Annotated in this window: 17 protein-coding genes; 14 read left to right on the top strand and 3 right to left on the bottom strand. The window is 70.5% G+C overall.

Annotated features, from left to right (window positions below; all coding sequences use genetic code 11):
- A complete protein-coding gene (locus tag ABT127_RS25065; protein WP_351454115.1) occupies positions 1–2,379 on the top strand; it encodes a zinc ribbon domain-containing protein in 2,379 nt (792 codons plus the stop codon).
- On the opposite strand, the gene ABT127_RS25060 is transcribed toward ABT127_RS25065, so the two are convergent.
- Together ABT127_RS25060 and ABT127_RS25055 are read right to left on the bottom strand one after the other, a co-directional pair.
- Positions 2,363–2,725: a PASTA domain-containing protein gene (locus ABT127_RS25060; RefSeq protein ID WP_351454113.1), complete on the bottom strand. Its 363-nt coding sequence runs from the start codon at positions 2,723–2,725 to the stop codon at positions 2,363–2,365. The genes ABT127_RS25065 and ABT127_RS25060 overlap by 17 nt on opposite strands.
- A gap of 129 nt (positions 2,726–2,854) precedes the next feature.
- Positions 2,855–3,364 (bottom strand): GNAT family N-acetyltransferase, encoded by a 510-nt coding sequence (locus ABT127_RS25055; RefSeq protein ID WP_351454110.1) that lies wholly within the window; start codon positions 3,362–3,364, stop codon positions 2,855–2,857.
- A 96-nt stretch (positions 3,365–3,460) separates the two neighbouring features.
- Between ABT127_RS25055 and ABT127_RS25050 the strand changes: the two genes are divergently transcribed.
- Positions 3,461–4,756, top strand: coding sequence for a geranylgeranyl reductase family protein (locus ABT127_RS25050; RefSeq protein WP_351454107.1), 1,296 nt, complete (start codon positions 3,461–3,463; stop codon positions 4,754–4,756).
- A 47-nt stretch (positions 4,757–4,803) separates the two neighbouring features.
- A complete protein-coding gene (locus ABT127_RS25045; RefSeq protein WP_351454104.1) occupies positions 4,804–5,130 on the top strand; it encodes a putative quinol monooxygenase in 327 nt (108 codons plus the stop codon).
- Positions 5,131–5,219: 89 nt separating this feature from the next.
- On the opposite strand, the gene ABT127_RS25040 is transcribed toward ABT127_RS25045, so the two are convergent.
- Complete coding sequence (locus ABT127_RS25040; protein WP_351454102.1) at positions 5,220–6,038, bottom strand: C40 family peptidase; 819 nt, start codon at positions 6,036–6,038, stop codon at positions 5,220–5,222.
- A gap of 695 nt (positions 6,039–6,733) precedes the next feature.
- On the opposite strand from ABT127_RS25040, the gene ABT127_RS25035 reads away from it, so the two are divergent.
- The 11 genes from ABT127_RS25035 to nuoK all read left to right on the top strand — a co-directional run bounded on the left by ABT127_RS25035 (position 6,734) and on the right by nuoK (position 17,611).
- Entirely contained in the window at positions 6,734–7,093 is a 360-nt protein-coding gene (locus tag ABT127_RS25035) for an NADH-quinone oxidoreductase subunit A (protein WP_007383963.1), read from the top strand.
- 34 nt (positions 7,094–7,127) lie between these two features.
- Positions 7,128–7,682, top strand: a complete 555-nt coding sequence (locus tag ABT127_RS25030; protein ID WP_006133126.1) for a NuoB/complex I 20 kDa subunit family protein — start codon at positions 7,128–7,130, stop codon at positions 7,680–7,682.
- Positions 7,679–8,428 carry an NADH-quinone oxidoreductase subunit C gene (locus ABT127_RS25025; protein WP_351454099.1) on the top strand — a complete coding sequence of 250 codons (750 nt, stop codon included), beginning with the start codon at positions 7,679–7,681 and terminating at the stop codon, positions 8,426–8,428. The genes ABT127_RS25030 and ABT127_RS25025 overlap by 4 nt, the downstream gene beginning before the upstream one ends.
- A complete protein-coding gene (locus tag ABT127_RS25020; RefSeq protein ID WP_351454096.1) occupies positions 8,428–9,750 on the top strand; it encodes an NADH-quinone oxidoreductase subunit D in 1,323 nt (440 codons plus the stop codon). The genes ABT127_RS25025 and ABT127_RS25020 overlap by 1 nt, the downstream gene beginning before the upstream one ends.
- Positions 9,751–9,812: 62 nt before the next feature.
- Positions 9,813–10,634 (top strand): NADH-quinone oxidoreductase subunit NuoE, encoded by an 822-nt coding sequence (nuoE, locus tag ABT127_RS25015; protein ID WP_351454093.1) that lies wholly within the window; start codon positions 9,813–9,815, stop codon positions 10,632–10,634.
- On the top strand, positions 10,631–12,001 hold the full coding sequence (gene nuoF / locus ABT127_RS25010) for an NADH-quinone oxidoreductase subunit NuoF (RefSeq protein WP_351454090.1): 1,371 nt from the start codon (positions 10,631–10,633) through the stop codon (positions 11,999–12,001). Before nuoE ends, nuoF begins: the two co-directional genes overlap by 4 nt.
- A complete protein-coding gene (locus tag ABT127_RS25005; RefSeq protein WP_351454087.1) occupies positions 11,998–14,496 on the top strand; it encodes an NADH-quinone oxidoreductase subunit G in 2,499 nt (832 codons plus the stop codon). Before nuoF ends, ABT127_RS25005 begins: the two co-directional genes overlap by 4 nt.
- Positions 14,497–14,507: 11 nt before the next feature.
- Entirely contained in the window at positions 14,508–15,887 is a 1,380-nt protein-coding gene (nuoH, locus tag ABT127_RS25000) for an NADH-quinone oxidoreductase subunit NuoH (protein ID WP_351454353.1), read from the top strand.
- Entirely contained in the window at positions 15,880–16,509 is a 630-nt protein-coding gene (gene nuoI, locus ABT127_RS24995) for an NADH-quinone oxidoreductase subunit NuoI (protein WP_351454084.1), read from the top strand. The genes nuoH and nuoI overlap by 8 nt, the downstream gene beginning before the upstream one ends.
- Positions 16,506–17,315, top strand: a complete 810-nt coding sequence (locus ABT127_RS24990) for an NADH-quinone oxidoreductase subunit J (RefSeq protein ID WP_111663766.1) — start codon at positions 16,506–16,508, stop codon at positions 17,313–17,315. The genes nuoI and ABT127_RS24990 overlap by 4 nt, the downstream gene beginning before the upstream one ends.
- The gene (gene nuoK / locus ABT127_RS24985; protein ID WP_111663767.1) at positions 17,312–17,611 is read left to right on the top strand and encodes an NADH-quinone oxidoreductase subunit NuoK; all 300 of its coding nucleotides are present in this window, start codon (positions 17,312–17,314) and stop codon (positions 17,609–17,611) included. The genes ABT127_RS24990 and nuoK overlap by 4 nt, the downstream gene beginning before the upstream one ends.

Here is a 17,611-nt window from a genome sequence, read left to right as displayed (position 1 = left end):
ATGACGTCGTTCTGCCCGCACTGCGGAGCCGAGGCTCCGACAGAGGCCCGCTTCTGCATGAGATGCGGGAAGGAGCGCTCCCCGCAGTTCCCGCCCCCGGCGACCCCGACGGCCCTGGACCAGCCCCTGCCACCGGTCCCCGCGACCCCGCCGCCCCCGGCCCGGCCCCCGGGACCCGCCCGGCCGTCGCCGGTCGGCGCCTTCTTCGGGCGGGCCCTGCGCGGTGACTGGGCCGGCGCGGCGCAGGCCGCGCTGTGGCCCGTGGGACTGCTGCTCGTCGGCGCGGTGGCGCTGGCGATTCCCGGCTACGGCCAGGACACGGACGCCGGTGACGCCGTCGGCTTCGGCGACCGGCTGCGGATCGCCCTGACCGTGCTGATGCACGGCCTCGGCGGCAGCTTCCGGGTGACCGCGTCGAGCGGCGGCGGCTCGTCGCCGTTCGGCAGCGCGTCCGAGTCGTCGGCGGGCGGCGCGCTCGACCTCTTCATGCCGCCGCTGCTGGTCCCCGTGCTGTGGTGCACGGCCCTGCTGATCGGCGTACGGATGCTGCGGGCGCGCCTGCTCCTGGCGCAGCGGCCGGACCTGTCGTGGGGGCCGCCGCCCGCGCGCACCCTGGGCCTGGAGACCGCGGTCCGGGTCGGGCTGCTCGCGATGGCCGGGACGGTCGTGCTCGCCCTGTTCGGGCAGCCGACGATCCAGCAGGCGGAGTTCCACAGCGCCCCGTTCCTGGTGGCGCTCTGCACGCTGGCGCTCGGCACGGCCGTCACCGTCGCCGTGTTCCAGCGGGCCGACGTCGCCCAGTGGCTCGCCGTCCGCCCCGGCGTCGCGGTCGCGAGCCGCGCCTTCGGGTCCGCGGTGCGGGCGATGGCCTGGGTGCTGCCGCTGGTGCTGATCGCGGGGTTCGTCGTCGGCATCGTCGCCGACGACGGCCGGGACGGCGGCGACATCGACGGCGCCACCGGCGGCAGCGCCGTCGCCGGCATCGTGCTGATCGCGCTGTACCTGCCCAACCTCGCGGTGACCGGCCTCGGTTTCGTGTGGGGCGCACCCGTCGAGACCGATCTGCGCGGCTCCGGCTTCGCCGGCGGCCAGTACGAGCACGACGCGTACGGGCTGGGGCGGCTCGGCGACGACGTCAACAGCGGTGCGGTCGTCGGCGTCCTGGCGTTCGGCCTGGTGCTCGCGCTGCTCGTCGGCGTGCTCATCGCCCGCCGCTCGCGGGACCGGCGCGAGCTGTACCTGGGCGGCGGCTTCTTCTACGCGCTGCTGCTCGTCCTGGGCGCCGTCAGCGGGTTCTCGATGACGACCTCCGGCGGCCTCACCAGCGAGATCTCCTTCGGGGGAACCGGCGAGGGCGGCCTGGACCTGCCGCAACTGCTGCTGTTCGGGCTGCTGTGGACCGGCGGCGGGGTCGTCCTCGCCCCGTACCTGCTGCGGCTCGGCGGATCCGGCCCGGCGCCCGCCGGGGCACCGGCGGGCCCCGCGCCCGTCGCCACCGGACCGCACGAGCCGCCCCCGGCCGACGACTTCGCCGCCGCGCCCACCCGCACCAGCGCCGTGCTGCCCCCGCCGCCGAAGGGACCACCGACCCCGCCGCCCGCCCCGTACGGCGTCCCCTACGCCGCGCCGCCCGCCCCGTCCCGGGAGACCGGCCGGCCCGTGGGCGTCTGGGTCGGCACCCTCCTCGGCGCCTTCGTCATCGGCGGCGCCGCCGCGGCCGGAGTGGTGCTGGTCCGGGACGACGGCGACGGCGGCACGGACGACGCGCGGGACAACACGCCGGTCGCCGCGCAGAGCGAGCAGACCGCGCGGACCGGCGGCACCGGGGCGTCCCAGGAGCCGACCCAGGAACAGGCGCCGCCCGCATCGCCCACGCCGACCGCGAGCCTGGACACCGGCGCCCCGTCGGCGGCACCCGGGATCCCCGCGGGCTATCGCCAGGTGACCGACCCGAAGGGCTTCTCCTTCGCCGTGCCCGAGTCCTGGAGCCGGACCGGCGTCAAGAACGGCAGTCAGATCACCTACGCGGGCGGTTCCGGCCCGGAGAAGTACCTCGTCGGAGTGATCCCGATCGCGCCCTACACCTCGTACGAGAACCTCCAGAACCTGGAGAAGCACGCCGTGGAGGACCCGAAGAAGACGGACTACCGGCGGATCCGGCTGGAGCGGAACACCTTCCAGGGACAGCCGGGCGCCCTGTGGGAGTACACGTACGTGGACGAGGCCGGGCGCCTCGTCCACGGCATCGACCAGTCGTACATCGCCGCCGACGGCACCGAGTACGCCATCTTCCTCACCGGCAGGGACGACAGCTGGGCCGCGCTGGAAGAGACCTACCGGATCGGGCTCGACTCCTGGCGGCTCACGGACACGGAGTGAACGGCAACGGCGCGGCGGGCTCGTCCAGTTCGCGGCGCATGCCACCGCCCCGCGGACCGGGACCGAGGGGCTCGCGCACCCCCGCCCCGCCGCCGCCCTCGCCCTCCCCGAAGTCGAACCAGACCGTGACGGCGGCGTCCCGGGGGATCTCCACACCGGGCAGCGGGTACTGGCGCACCACGTGGTCCACGGCGGCCTCGTCCAGGGCGGGGCGGTCCGCGGGGATCAGCCGCAGACCGAACGCGAGCGCCGTGGCCTGCGCGTCGACCGCCATCAGGCCGACGAGCGCGGGCACGTGCACCTCCGGCGGATCGGGCGTGCTGGGCGTCTCGGGCGTCCTCGGCACAGATGTCACCCCCTGGGCGGTACCGGCAGGGTAGACCGCCGTACCGCCGCCCGGAAGGCCGCGGACGGCCCGCGACACCGGCAGCGGGAACAGCCGCGACACCAGCGGCCGCACCGGCTGCCGACGCAGCTACAGCACCAGCCGGAAGCAGTGCCCCTGACGGCCCGTCGGCGTCACGAACGTCTCGGCCAGCTCCATGCCGAGGCGTCGGGTCACCGCGATCGAGCGCGTGTTGAGGGCGTCGACCATCGCGACGACGCTCGGGACCCCCGCCTCCCGCAGCCGGTCGACCGTGGTGAGCGCCGCCGCGGTGGCGTACCCCTTGCCCCAGTACGCGCGCCCGAGCCGCCAGCCGATCTCGATCTCGCCGACCGGCCCCCAGGGGTGCCGCCACGGCTGGGCCCCGGCGAAGCCCATCACCTCGCCCTCCCCGTTGACCAGGGACCACAGGCAGTAGCCCAGTTCGGCGTCGTGCATGCGCTGGCGGGCCGTCGCCTCGTGGTGCACCGACAGTTCGGCGGCGGCGGCCCGGCCGCCGAGGAACTCCATGACGTCCGGGTCGTCGAACACCCGGTGCCAGGCGAAGGCGTCCTCATGGGTGGGGACGCGCAGATCGACGGCGGGAAGAGTTCGGGTCATGGGCTGGCCCTTCGGCTGAGTGATCGGTACCGCTGAATAGACTGCCCATGTCCGTGCCCCGCGGCACACCGTTTTCGAACCTGGGGAGAACCCGCCGTGACCGAACAGTCCAAGCCCCTCACCGAGAACACCGCGGACGTCATCGTGGTCGGCGCCGGGCCGGCCGGTTCGACGACCGCCTACTACCTCGCCAAGGCGGGCCTGGACGTCCTGCTCCTGGAGAAGACGGCGTTCCCGCGCGAGAAGGTGTGCGGCGACGGTCTGACCCCGCGCGCCACCAAGCAGCTCGTCTCCATGGGCATCGACATCTCCGAGGAGGCGGGCTGGCTGCGCAACAAGGGGCTGCGCATCATCGGCGGCGGCGTCCGGCTCCAGCTGGACTGGCCGGACCTCGCCTCGTACCCGGACTACGGCCTCGTCCGCAAGCGCGACGACTTCGACGAGCAGCTCGCGCGGCAGGCGCAGAAGGCGGGCGCGCGCCTGTACGAGCAGTGCAACGTCGGCGCCCCGATCATCGACGACCGCACCGGCCGCATCACGGGCGTGCACGCCAGGCTCGGCGACGAGAAGCGCGAGGTCACCTTCCACGCCCCGCTGGTCGTGGCCGCCGACGGCAACTCGACCCGGCTGTCCCTGGCGATGGGCCTGCACCGCCGCGAGGACCGCCCGATGGGCGTCGCGGTGCGCACGTACTTCACGTCGCCGCGCCACGACGACGACTACCTGGAGTCCTGGCTGGAGCTGTGGGACAAGCGCGGGCCCGGCGAGGACCGGCTGCTTCCCGGCTACGGCTGGATCTTCGGCATGGGCGACGGCACGTCCAACGTCGGCCTCGGCATCCTCAACTCCTCCAAGGCGTTCCGCGAGCTGGACTGGCGCGAGGTGTTGAAGGCGTGGTGCGCGTCGATGCCGGAGGACTGGGGCTACACGCCGGAGAACATGACGATGCCGATCCGCGGCGCCGCCCTCCCGATGGCCTTCAACCGCCAGCCGCACTACACCAAGGGCCTGCTCCTGGTCGGCGACGCGGGCGGCCTGGTCAACCCGTTCAACGGCGAGGGCATCGCGTACGCCATGGAATCGGGGCAGCTCGCCGCCGACGTCATCGTGCAGGCGCACGCCCGCCCCACCGACGCCAGCCGCGAACTCGCCCTCCAGCGCTACCCGCAGATCCTCAAGGACACCTACGGCGGCTACTACACGCTGGGCCGCGCCTTCGTGAAGATGATCGGCAACCCGAAGGTCATGAAGATCGCGACGCAGCGCGGCCTGACCCACCCGATCCTGATGAAGTTCACCCTGAAGATGCTCGCCAACCTCACCGACCCGACGGGCGGCGACGCCATGGACCGGATCATCAACGGGCTGAGCAAGGTCGCGCCGAAGGCCTGACCTCGCCCGGTTTTGCCCGGTCAGGCAGCTCGGGGCAGGGTGGACGCATGATTTTCATCGCCGTGAAGTTCACCGTCCGCCCCGAGCACACCGACTCCTGGCTGGAGAAGACCGCCGCGTTCACCGCCGCGACCCGCGCCGAGGAGGGCAACCTCTTCTTCGACTGGTCGCGCAGTGTCGAGGACCCGAACCAGTTCGTCCTGATCGAGGGGTTCCGGGACGCCGACGCGGGCGCCGCGCACGTCGGCTCCGACCACTTCAAGGCCGGCCTCGACGCCATGGCCCCGCTGATCGCCGCCACCCCCGAGATCATCAACGCCGACATCCCGAACGAGGGTTGGGGCCCGATGGGGGAGCTGACGCCGCAGGGCTGACCGCTGTCGCGCGCTCGTGAGCGCGTGCACGAAGGCCGCCGCACCCCCGGGGAAGGGGAGCGGCGGCCTTCGCCGTGCGCAGGGGTTCCTCAGAGGACGCGGACCGCGCCGCTCGCCGGGTAGCCGGACAGGTCCTGGATGACGACGCCCTTCGAGGGGTTGGCGGCATCGAGGTACTGGCCGTTGCCGATGTAGACACCGACGTGGTACGCCGAGCCCGCGCCGCCCCAGTACAGGATGTCGCCGACCTGGACGCTGGAGAGCGAGACCGAGGTGCCGGCCGTCGACTGCGCCTGCGAGGTGCGCGGCAGGTCGACACCGGCCTGCTTGAACGCGGCCTGGACGAGGCCCGAGCAGTCCCACGAGCTGGGGCCCGTACCGCCCATGACGTACGCGTCGCCGACCTGGGCCTTCAGGAAGCTGATGACGGAGGCCACGGAGCCGCTGGCGGGCGCGCTGGCGGTCTCGGTGGAGCCGGTGGAGGCCGAGAGGGTGGTGCGCTCGCTGGAGCGCGAGGCGGTCTGCGCGGCGGCCTCACGCTCGGCCTTGGCCTTGGCGGCGGCCTCGGCCTTCTTCTTGGCCTCCGCCTTCTTCTCCGCCTCGGCCTGGTCCTTCTTGGCCTGGTCCGCGGCCTTGGCGAAGGCCTCGTCCCGCTCCGCCTGGAGCTGGTAGTTGGCCGCGGCCTGCTGGGTGGCGTCCGCGGACTGGGCGACCTGCGTGGACAGGTCGGCGGTGAGCGTGGGCAGTTCGATGGTCTGCGTCACGGGCTCGGCAGCGCTGGCCGCACCCGACGCACCGGCCACTGCCAGGGTGCTGAGGACGCCACCAGTAACTCCGGCGCGCAGGGCCATCTTCGAGGCGCTGCGACGGGGCTTCCGGTGGCTGGGTATGTGAGCGGTGTGGGACATGAGTACAACCGCTATCAGGGCTTCACGGTTCTCATCAAGAAACGTGTGGTGCGCCACAGTTGTGAAGAACGGGCACGAATTCCACACCTCACAGCTCGCATTGACGCCGTAAAGGGCAATTCGGGCAGCTTTCGGTGCGGTCGATCAAGGCTGTGATCATGTGGTTTCGGCAAAACGCCCGAATTGCCCTGGGCCTACCACCGGTTGAGGCCGTTGGCCAAGCCCGGTTTCCGGGACGTTACATGGTGCGTGACGCAGGTCACACGGAACCCCTAGGGGGTGCCCCGATGTCCACTTCCGTCCTCGGCCCTCCCTCTGACGCGTGAACGCCGCGCACTATCAGCCAAAGGTGTCCAACGCCAATTTGCCTGTGAAGGCTCCGCCTTGATAGTGAACGCGCCTCTCTGACCAGGGGTAACCGGTCAAGTTGTCACCTCTGGTGATCACTCAGGCGCTTCGAGTGTGAAGATCACCGCTCATCCGACTTCATGATCCTTCGTCAGGTGGTGGAGATCACAAAGTAGTTGGCGTACCCCGTGTCGCAGATCACAGAGGAGCAGGCATAGGATGCGGGGCAAGTTGGGCTTGTGACCTGCTTCACATGTGGGCGATCTTCGACCGTTCGCAGGGGGAGTCGGGGCCGCGAGCCCGTGCAACCGCCAGCAGTCAGCGCCGACTGAGAGGAGCGAGGAGCGGTGAACGCGTATGCGCCCATCCTCGTACTGGGAGCCCTCGGGGCAGGCTTTGCGATCTTCTCCGTGGTCATGGCCACGCTTATCGGTCCAAAGCGGTACAACCGGGCGAAGCTCGAAGCGTACGAGTGCGGCATCGAGCCCACCCCCACGCCGGCCGGCGGCGGGCGCTTCCCCATCAAGTACTACCTGACGGCGATGCTCTTCATCGTCTTCGACATCGAGATCGTCTTCCTCTATCCCTGGGCCGTCACCTTCGACGCCCTGGGGGTTTTCGGGCTCGTGGAGATGCTGCTCTTCGTGCTCACCGTCTTCGTCGCGTACGCGTACGTATGGCGGCGCGGCGGCCTGGAATGGGACTGAGCCCCGTATAGGGGAGACCGGGAGCCACAGACCAATGGGACTCGAAGAAAAGCTGCCGAGCGGATTCCTGCTGACCACCGTCGAACAGGCCGCGGGCTGGGTGCGCAAGTCGTCCGTCTTTCCCGCCACGTTCGGCCTCGCGTGCTGCGCCATCGAGATGATGACGACGGGCGCGGGCCGCTACGACCTGGCGCGGTTCGGGATGGAGGTCTTCCGCGGATCGCCCCGCCAGGCGGACCTGATGATCGTCGCCGGGCGGGTGAGCCAGAAGATGGCGCCCGTCCTGCGCCAGGTCTACGACCAGATGCCCAACCCCAAGTGGGTCATCTCCATGGGCGTCTGCGCCTCGTCCGGCGGGATGTTCAACAACTACGCGATCGTGCAGGGCGTCGACCACGTCGTCCCGGTCGACATCTATCTGCCCGGCTGCCCGCCCCGGCCCGAGATGCTGATGGACGCGATTCTCAAGCTCCATCAGAAGATCCAGTCCTCCAAGCTCGGCGTGAACGCCGAGGAGGCGGCCCGTGAGGCGGAGGAAGCGGCGCTCAAGGCGCTCCCGACGATCGAGATGAAGGGGCTGCTGCGGTGAGTGACGCGCAGAGCGACGGGGCCAACCCCGAGAAGGACCGTGTTTCATCAAGTCCCTCCAACCTGCCAGGGCAGCGAGGCGACACCGGCGAGGAGATCCGCGTCCAGCGCGGCATGTTCGGCGCGAACAACGGCGGCGACACCTCCGGGTACGGCGGCCTCGTCCGCTCGATCCGGCTGCCCGGCGAAGCCGCCCGCCCGTACGGCGGCTGGTTCGACGAGGTCGCCGACGAGCTGGAGGGCGCCCTGGAGGAACAGGGCCTCGTCCCCGAGAACGCCATCGACAGGACGGTCGTCGACCGCGGCGAGCTCACCTTCCACATCGAGCGCGAGCACCTGGAGCGCGTGGCGCGGACGCTGCGCGACGACCCGGCCCTGCGCTTCGAACTGTGCACGGGCGTCTCGGGGGTCCACTACCCCGGCGACAAGGGCCGCGAGCTGCACGCCGTCTACCACCTGCGGTCGATCACCCACAACAGGCTGATCCGCCTGGAGGTGTCGATGCCCGACGCGGACCCGCACGTCCCGTCCCTGGTCGCCGTGTATCCCACGAACGACTGGCACGAGCGCGAGGCGTACGACTTCTTCGGCATCGTCTTCGACGGCCACCCCGCGCTGACGCGGATCATGATGCCGGACGACTGGCAGGGCTTCCCGCAGCGCAAGGACTACCCCCTCGGCGGCATCGCCGTCGAGTACAAGGGCGCCCAGATCCCGGCTCCGGACCAGCGGAGGTCGTACTCCTGATGACCACTTCTTCTGCCTCCCCCCGCGAGACCACCGAAGGCACCGTCTACACGGTCACCGGTGGCGACTGGGACGAGATCGCCCAGTCCGCGGCGAAGTCCGACGACGAACGCATCATCGTCAACATGGGCCCCCAGCACCCGTCCACGCACGGTGTGCTCCGCCTGATCCTGGAGATCGACGGCGAGACGGTCACCGAGGCCCGCTGCGGAATCGGTTATCTGCACACCGGCATCGAGAAGAACCTCGAGTACCGCACGTGGACGCAGGGCACCACGTTCGTGACGCGCATGGACTACCTGACGCCGTTCTACAACGAGGCGGCCTACTGCCTCGCCGTCGAGAAGCTCCTCGGCATCGAGAACGACGTGCCGGACCGGGCCTCGATCATCCGCGTGCTCCTCATGGAGCTGAACCGGATGTCCTCGCACCTGGTCTGCATCGCCACCGGCGGCATGGAGCTCGGCGCGACCACGATCATGATCTACGGCTTCCGTGATCGTGAACTCATTCTCGACATCTACGAGCTGATCACCGGCCTGCGGATGAACCACGCGTACATCCGGCCCGGCGGGCTCGCCCAGGACCTGCCGCCCGGCGCGGTGGACCAGCTGCGCGAGTTCGTGAAGAAGATGAAGAAGAACCTTCCCGAGTACGACAAGCTCGCCACCGGGAACCCCATCTTCAAGGCCCGTATGCAGGACGTCGGCTACCTCGACCTGGCCGGTTGCATGGCGCTCGGCGCGACCGGCCCGATCCTGCGCTCGGCCGGACTGCCGCACGACCTGCGCAAGGCGCAGCCCTACTGCGGCTACGAGACGTACGACTTCGAGGTCCCGACCGCCGACACCTGCGACTCCTACGGACGCTTCCTGGTCCGCCTGGAGGAGATGCGCCAGTCGCTGCACATCATCGAGCAGTGCCTGGACCGCCTGGAGCCGGGCCCGGTCATGGTCGGCGACAAGAAGATCGCCTGGCCCGCCCAACTGGCCCTCGGCCCGGACGGACTCGGCAACTCGCTCGACCACATCAAGAACATCATGGGCACCTCCATGGAGGCCCTCATCCACCACTTCAAGCTGGTGACCGAGGGCTTCCGCGTCCCGCCGGGACAGGCGTACGCCGCCGTGGAGTCGCCCAAGGGCGAGCTGGGTGTGCACGCCGTGTCCGACGGCGGCACCCGCCCGTTCAGGGTCCACTTCCGCGACCCGTCCTTCACCAACCTGCAGGCGATGGCCGCGATGTGCGAAGGCGGCCAGGTCGCCGACGTCATCGTCGCCGTCGCGTCCATCGACCCCGTGATGGGAGGCGTCGACCGGTGACCACCAGTTCTACAGGGGCTTTCAATTCTGCACAGCCTGCGGGCCAGGGCGTCAGCCTGGGCATGCCCGCGCTGCCCGCCCCCGGCTATCCGGACGACGTCCGGGCCCGTCTGGAGACGGACGCGAAGGCGATCGTCGCCCGCTACCCCGGCTCCCGCTCCGCGCTGCTGCCGCTGCTGCACCTCGTGCAGGCGGAGGAGGGCCACGTCACGCGGACCGGCATGCAGTTCTGCGCCGACGTGCTCGGCCTGACCACCGCCGAGGTGACGGCGGTGGCGACCTTCTACACGATGTACCGCCGCAAGCCGAGCGGCGACTACCAAGTGGGCGTCTGCACCAACACCTTGTGCGCCGTCATGGGCGGCGACGCCATCTTCGAGACGCTCCAGGAGCACCTCGGCGTCGCCAACAACGGCACCACGGACGACGGCAAGATCACGCTGGAGCACATCGAGTGCAACGCCGCTTGTGATTTCGCTCCCGTGGTGATGGTCAACTGGGAGTTCTTCGACAACCAGACGCCCGACTCGGCCAAGCAGCTCGTCGACGACCTGCGCGCGGGAGCGCAGGTGTCGCCCACCCGCGGCGCTCCCCTGTGCACCTTCAAGGAGACCGCCCGCATCCTGGCCGGCTTCCCCGACGAGCGCGAGGGCGCCGTCGAGGCGAGCGGCAGCGCCGGACCGGCCTCGCTGATCGGACTGCGCCTGGCCAAGGGCGAGACGCCGCCCGCGCGCGTGGTCCACCCGCGCGGCGAGGCCCGCGACACGCAGCCGCCGCACGATCCGTCGCCCGGCGAGCACCTCAGCTCGCACGACGCGCCGCAGGACACATCGGCCTCGGACCCCGACCACCCCGCGGGGCCGACCGCCGAGGAGGGGGAGTGATGACCTTGGCAGCCGAAGTCAACGACCACGACACCAGCCCGGAGAAGCTGCTCGCTCCGGTCCTGTCGGCCTTCTGGGACGAGGACAGGTCCTGGTCCCTGGACGTGTACCGCCGCCACGAGGGCTACGAGGGACTGCGCAAGGCGCTCGCCATGTCGCCGGACGACCTCATCGCCTACGTGAAGGACTCGGGCCTGCGCGGGCGCGGCGGCGCCGGATTCCCCACCGGGATGAAGTGGCAGTTCATCCCGCAGGGAGACGGCAAGCCGCACTACCTCGTCGTCAACGCCGACGAGTCGGAGCCCGGGACCTGCAAGGACATCCCCCTCCTCTTCGCGAACCCGCACAGCCTCATCGAGGGCATCGTGATCGCCTGCTACGCGATCCGGTCCGAGCACGCCTTCATCTACCTGCGCGGTGAAGTGGTCCCCGTACTGCGGCGGCTGCACGAGGCCGTCCGCGAGGCGTACGAGGCAGGGTTCCTCGGGCAGGACATCCTGGGGACGGGTCTGAACCTCGAACTCACCGTGCACGCGGGCGCGGGCGCGTACATCTGTGGCGAGGAGACCGCACTCCTGGACTCGCTCGAGGGCCGCCGTGGCCAGCCGCGACTCCGCCCCCCTTTCCCCGCGGTCGCGGGCCTGTACGCATGCCCCACTGTGGTGAACAACGTCGAGTCCATCGCGTCGGTTCCCGCGATCCTGAATCGCGGCAAGGACTGGTTCAAGTCGATGGGCAGCGAGAAGTCCGCGGGCTTCACGCTCTACTCGCTCAGCGGCCACGTCGCCAACCCCGGCCAGTTCGAGGCCCCGCTCGGCATCACGCTGCGCCAGCTCCTCGACATGAGCGGCGGCATGCGGCCCGGACACCGCCTCAAGTTCTGGACGCCGGGCGGCAGTTCCACCCCGATGTTCACCGAGGAGCACCTCGACGTCCCCCTCGACTACGAGGGCGTCGGCGCCGCGGGCTCGATGCTCGGCACCAAGGCGCTCCAGTGCTTCGACGAGACGACCTGCGTCGTGCGCGCCGTGACCCGCTGGACCGAGTTCTACGCCCACGAGTCCTGCGGCAAGTGCACGCCCTGCCGCGAAGGCACGTACTGGCTCGTCCAGTTGCTCCGCGACATCGAGGCAGGCAAGGGCTCGCCGGACGACCTCGACAAGCTGAACGACATCGCCGACAACATCAACGGCAAGTCGTTCTGCGCCCTCGGCGACGGCGCCGCCTCACCGATCTTCTCCTCGCTCAAGTACTTCCGCGACGAGTACGAGCAGCACATCACGGGCAAGGGCTGCCCCTTCGACCCGGCCCGCTCGACCGTCTGGGCCGACCGGACCGACCAGCACCGCACGGAGGTGACCGCGTGACCGTCACGACCAACGCTCCCTCCGGGGGCGGCGAGGCGGCTGTTCCGCCGGAGGACCTCGTCTCCCTCACCATCGACGGCATCGAGATCAGCGTCCCCAAGGGGACCCTGGTCATCCGCGCCGCCGAGATGCTGGGCATCGAGATCCCCCGGTTCTGCGACCACCCGCTCCTCGACCCGGCCGGCGCCTGCCGCCAGTGCATCGTGGAGGTGGAGGGCCAGCGCAAGCCGATGGCGTCCTGCACCATCACCTGCACCGACGGCATGGTGGTCAAGAGCCAGCTCTCCTCCCCGGTCGCCGAGAAGGCGCAGAAGGGGGTCATGGAGCTGCTGCTCATCAACCACCCCCTGGACTGCCCGGTCTGCGACAAGGGCGGCGAGTGCCCGCTGCAGAACCAGGCCATGTCGCACGGCCAGTCCGACTCCCGCTTCGAGGGCAGGAAGCGCACCTACGAGAAGCCGGTGCCGATCTCCACCCAGGTGCTGCTCGACCGCGAGCGGTGCGTGCTGTGCGCGCGCTGCACCCGGTTCTCCAACCAGATCGCGGGCGACCCGATGATCGAGCTGATCGAGCGCGGCGCGCTCCAGCAGGTCGGCACGGGCGAGGGCGACCCCTTCGAGTCGTACTTCTCCGGGAACACCATCCAGATCTGTCCGGTGGGCGCGCTGACCTCGGCGGCGTATCGCTTCCGCTCGCGGCCCTTCGACCTCATCTCGTCGCCGAGCGTGTGCGAGCACTGCTCCGGCGGCTGCGCGACCCGCACCGACCACCGGCGCGGCAAGGTCATGCGCCGCCTCGCGGCCAACGACCCCGAGGTCAACGAGGAGTGGATCTGCGACAAGGGCCGCTTCGGCTTCCGGTACGCGCAGAAGCCGGACCGGCTGACGACGCCCCTGGTCCGCGACGCGGAGTCGGGTGAACTGCGGCCCGCCTCCTGGCCCGAGGCGCTGGAGACCGCGGCCCGCGGGCTGACCGCGGGGCGCGGCCGGTCCGGCGTCCTCACCGGCGGCCGGCTCACCGTCGAGGACGCCTACGCGTACAGCAAGTTCGCGCGGGTCGCCCTCGACACCAACGACATCGACTTCCGCGCGCGCGTGCACAGCAGCGAGGAGGCCGACTTCCTGGCGGCCCGGGTCGCGGGTCGCGGGCGCGACCTCGACGGCACCGGCGTCACGTACACGAAGCTGGAGAAGGCCCCGGCCGTGCTCCTCGTCGGCTTCGAGTCGGAGGAGGAGGCGCCCGGCGTCTTCCTCAAGCTCCGCAAGGCCTGGCGCGGGCACGGACAGCGGGTGTTCTCCCTGGCCACGCACGGGACGCGCGGTCTGGAGAAGGCCGGCGGCACCCTGCTGCCCGCCGCGCCCGGCACCGAGACCGAGTGGCTGGACGCCCTGTCGTCCGGCGTCGGTCTGGAGGCCGGGGGAGCGGCGGCGGGCGAGGCGCTGCGCGCCGAGGGCGCCGTGATCGTCGTCGGCGAGCGGCTCGCGGCCGTCGCCGGCGGGCTGACCGCCGCCGTCCGGGCCGCCGCCGCGACCGGCGCCGCCCTGGTGTGGGTGCCGCGCCGGGCCGGTGAGCGCGGTGCCGTCGAGGCGGGCGCGATCCCCTCGCTGCTGCCCGGCGGCCGTCCGGCGACCGACCCGCGCGCGCGGGAGGAGGTCGCGTCCGTCTGGGGCGTGGCCGAACTGCCGCACCGCTACGGCCGCGACACCGGCCAGATCGTGGAGGCCGCCCTCACGGGCGAGCTGCGGGCCCTGGTGGTCGCGGGCGTCGAGATCGCCGACCTGCCGAACCCGGGACGCGCGCGTGAAGCGCTTCACGAGGTCGGTTTCCTGGTCTCCCTGGAGCAGCGGCCCAGCGAGGTCACCGACCACGCCGACGTCGTCCTGCCGGTGGCCGCGGTCGCCGAGAAGGCGGGCACCTTCCTCAACTGGGAGGGCCGGGCGCGGATGTTCGAGGCCGCGCTCAAGCCCGACCAGATGACGCGCCGCGTGGCCCCGACCGACGGGCGCGTGCTGCAGATGCTGGCCGACGCCATGGACGTCCACCTCGGGCTGCCCGACCTGCGCACCGCGCGCGGTGAGCTGGACCGGCTCGGCCACTGGGACGGCCCGCACGCCACCGAGCCCCTGGAGACCGGCGCGGTGCTGCCGCGGCCCGCCTCCGGTGAGGCCGTCCTCGCCGGACACCGGCTGCTGCTCGACCAGGGCCGTCTCCAGGAGGGCGACGAAGCGCTCGCCGGGACCCGGCACGCCGCCCACGCGCGCGTGTCGGCCGCGACGGCCGCCGAGGCGGGCGTCAAGGACGGCGACGTGCTGGCCGTCACCGGGTCCGCGGGAAGCGTCCGCTTCCCGCTCCAGATCACGGAGATGCCCGACCGGGTCGTCTGGCTGCCGCTCAACTCCGTCGGCGGGGGCGTCGCTTCGGACACCGGTGCGGTCCCCGGCGACCTCGTGAAGATCGGCCCGGCCGTCGCCGAGGCCCCGGAGGTGCAGTCATGAGCCCCATGGCGCTGAGCCCGCTCGCGCTCGAGGACCTGTCGATGTTCGGCCGCGACCCGTGGTGGCTGGTCGTCGTCAAGGCGGTCTTCTGCTTCGCCTTCCTGATGCTGACCGTGCTGTTCTCCATCGTGTGGGAGCGCAAGGTCGTCGCCTGGATGCAGCTGCGCATCGGCCCCAACCGGCACGGCCCCTGGGGCATGCTCCAGTCGCTCGCCGACGGCATCAAGCTGATGCTGAAGGAAGACCTGATCGTCAAGCGCGCCGACAAGGTCGTCTACGTCCTGGCGCCGGTCATCGCCGCGATCCCCGCGTTCATGGCGATCGCCGTCATCCCGTTCGGCCCGGCCGGCAACGAGATCTCGATCTTCGGCCACCGGACGACGATGCAGCTCACCGACCTGCCGATCGCGATGCTCTACATCCTCGCGGTCGCCTCGGTCGGCATCTACGGCATCGTGCTCGCCGGCTGGTCCTCCGGGTCCACGTATCCGCTCCTCGGCGGTCTGCGGTCCTGCGCGCAGATGATCTCGTACGAGATCGCGATGGGCGCCGCGTTCGCCTCGGTGTTCCTGTACTCGGGCTCGATGTCGACCTCGGAGATCGTCGCCCAGCAGCACGACCGCTGGTACATCGTGCTGCTGCCGGTGTCGTTCCTGATCTACATCGTGACGATGGTCGGCGAGACCAACCGCGCCCCGTTCGACATGCCGGAGTCCGAGGGCGACCTCGTCGGCGGCTTCAACACCGAGTACTCGTCCATCAAGTTCGCGATGTTCATGCTCGCCGAGTACGTGAACATGGTGACGGTCTCCGCGGTGTCGGTGACGCTCTTCCTCGGAGGCTGGCGCGCACCGTGGCCCGTCTCGACGTTCTGGGAGGGCGCGAACCACGGCTGGTGGCCGATGCTCTGGTTCGTCATCAAGGTGCAGCTGCTGCTGTTCTTCTTCATCTGGCTGCGCGGCACGCTCCCGCGCGTGCGCTACGACCAGCTGATGAAGCTCGGCTGGAAGGTACTCATCCCGGTCTCCGTGGTCTGGCTGATGCTGGTGGCGACCGTGCGCACGCTGCGCAACGAGAACTACGACTTCGCCGACATCGCGCTGTACGTCGGCGGCGGCATCCTCGTGCTCCTGCTGCTGTCGTTCGTCGTCGACATCTTCCGCGACCGGGGCGCCAAGCAGTCCCCCGAGGGCGGTGTGGCCGAGGAGCCCGCGGCCTTCGACCCGATGGCGGGCGGATTCCCCGTCCCGCCGCTGCCCGGACAGGCCCTGCCGCCCGTCCCGCGCCGACGCCCGCGCCGTGAGCGGGAGTTGATTGTCAGTGGCGGCCCCGATACTGCGAGTGACGGACCGAGTGACGCTCGTGACGGAAAGGAGGCGTCCGATGGCTGACGAGACGAACGAGAAGGACACCAGCCCCGGGTTCATGAATCCGGTCGCCGGCTTCGGCGTGACCTTCAAGGCCATGTTCAAGAAGCGGCTCACCGAGCAGTACCCGGAGCAGCAGAAGACCACCGCTCCCCGCTTCCACGGCAGGCACCAGCTCAACCGCCATCCGGACGGCCTGGAGAAGTGCGTCGGCTGCGAGCTGTGCGCCTGGGCCTGCCCGGCGGACGCCATCTACGTGGAGGGCGCGGACAACACCGAGGAGGAGCGCTACTCCCCGGGCGAGCGGTACGGCCGCGTCTACCAGATCAACTACGCCCGCTGCATCCTGTGCGGCCTGTGCATCGAGGCGTGCCCCACCCGCGCGCTCACGATGACGAACGAGTTCGAGCTCGCGGACAGCAGCCGGGCCAACCTGATCTACACCAAGGAGCAGCTGCTCGCCGGCCTGGAGGACACCATGGTCGACAGCCCGCACGCGATCTACCCGGGCATGGACGAGCAGGACTACTACCGGGGCCTGGTCACCGAGGCCGCGCCCGGCACCGAGCGCCAGGTCGCCGTCTCCAAGGGCGAGAAGCCCGCTGAGGGCGCTGGGGCCGCCGAGGCCGAGGAGGTGGAGGCATGAGTGCGCTCGCCGCCTACTCCACCTCCACCGGTGAGGCGTTCCAGTTCTGGGTCCTCGGCACCGTCGCCGTCATCGGCGCACTCTGCACGATCCTCATGAAGAAGGCCGTGCACAGCGCCCTGTGCCTGGCCGGGACCATGATCATCCTCGCGGTCTTCTACCTGGCCAACGGGGCGTACTTCCTGGGCATCGTCCAGATCGTCGTCTACACGGGCGCGATCATGATGCTGTTCCTCTTCGTCGTCATGCTGGTCGGTGTCACCGCGGCGGACTCCCTGAAGGAGACCATCAAGGGGCAGCGCTGGCTCGCCGCCGCGTGCGGTCTCGGCTTCGGCATCCTGCTGATCGCGGGCATCGCGAACGCGTCGCTGACGCAGTTCAACGGCCTGGGCAAGGCGAACGCGAACGGGAACGTGGAGGGACTGGCCTCCCTCATCTTCACCAAGTATGTCTTCGCCTTCGAGATCACCGGCGCCCTGCTGATCACCGCCACGGTCGGCGCGATGGTGCTCACGCACCGGGAGCGCACCGAGCGGGCCAAGACCCAGCGGGAGCTGGCCGAGCAGCGCGTGCGCGAGGGCAAGCACCTCCCGCCGCTGCCGGCCCCGGGTGTCTACGCCCGGCACAACGCCGTGGACATCGCGGGCCTGCTGCCCGACGGCACCCCGTCGGAGCTCACGGTCATGCAGACGCTGCGCGAGCGCGGACAGATCCGGGACGTCTCCGGTGAGGCGCTCGATGACCTCAAGGCCCTGGAGCAGCGGTCGGCCGAGCGCCTGGAGCGCAGCGAGGAGGCGTCGAAGTGAATCCGGTCAACTATCTGTATCTCGCCTGCCTGTTGTTCACCATCGGCGCCACCGGCGTCCTCATCAGGCGGAACGCGATCGTCGTGTTCATGTGCATCGAGCTGATGCTGAACGCGTGCAACCTCGCGTTCGTCGCGTTCTCCCGGATGCACGGCAATCTCGACGGCCAGATCATCGCGTTCTTCACGATGGTCGTCGCCGCCGCGGAGGTCGTCGTGGGGCTCGCGATCATCGTGTCGCTGTTCCGTTCCCGCCACTCGGCCTCGGTCGACGACGCCAGCCTGATGAAGCTGTAA

Source organism: Streptomyces sp. NPDC001904 (genome assembly GCF_040297005.1).
GTDB lineage: Bacteria > Actinomycetota > Actinomycetes > Streptomycetales > Streptomycetaceae > Streptomyces.
The sequence above is the reverse complement of the archived record's forward strand: the minus strand, read 5'-3'. Positions and strand labels throughout refer to the sequence as shown.

Excerpts from the sequence above, each read along its gene's own strand:
- ABT127_RS25020 (WP_351454096.1), top strand. The coding sequence starts at position 8,428 with ATGACCACTTCTTCTGCCTCCCCCCGCGAGACCACCGAAGGCACCGTC.
- ABT127_RS25065 (WP_351454115.1), top strand. The coding sequence starts at position 1 with ATGACGTCGTTCTGCCCGCACTGCGGAGCCGAGGCTCCGACAGAGGCC.
- ABT127_RS25055 (WP_351454110.1), bottom strand. The coding sequence starts at position 3,364 with ATGACCCGAACTCTTCCCGCCGTCGATCTGCGCGTCCCCACCCATGAG.
- nuoI (WP_351454084.1), top strand. The coding sequence starts at position 15,880 with ATGGCTGACGAGACGAACGAGAAGGACACCAGCCCCGGGTTCATGAAT.
- ABT127_RS25030 (WP_006133126.1), top strand. The coding sequence starts at position 7,128 with ATGGGACTCGAAGAAAAGCTGCCGAGCGGATTCCTGCTGACCACCGTC.
- nuoE (WP_351454093.1), top strand. The coding sequence starts at position 9,813 with ATGCCCGCGCTGCCCGCCCCCGGCTATCCGGACGACGTCCGGGCCCGT.
- ABT127_RS24990 (WP_111663766.1), top strand. The coding sequence starts at position 16,506 with ATGAGTGCGCTCGCCGCCTACTCCACCTCCACCGGTGAGGCGTTCCAG.
- ABT127_RS25045 (WP_351454104.1), top strand. The coding sequence starts at position 4,804 with ATGATTTTCATCGCCGTGAAGTTCACCGTCCGCCCCGAGCACACCGAC.
- ABT127_RS25040 (WP_351454102.1), bottom strand. The coding sequence starts at position 6,038 with ATGTCCCACACCGCTCACATACCCAGCCACCGGAAGCCCCGTCGCAGC.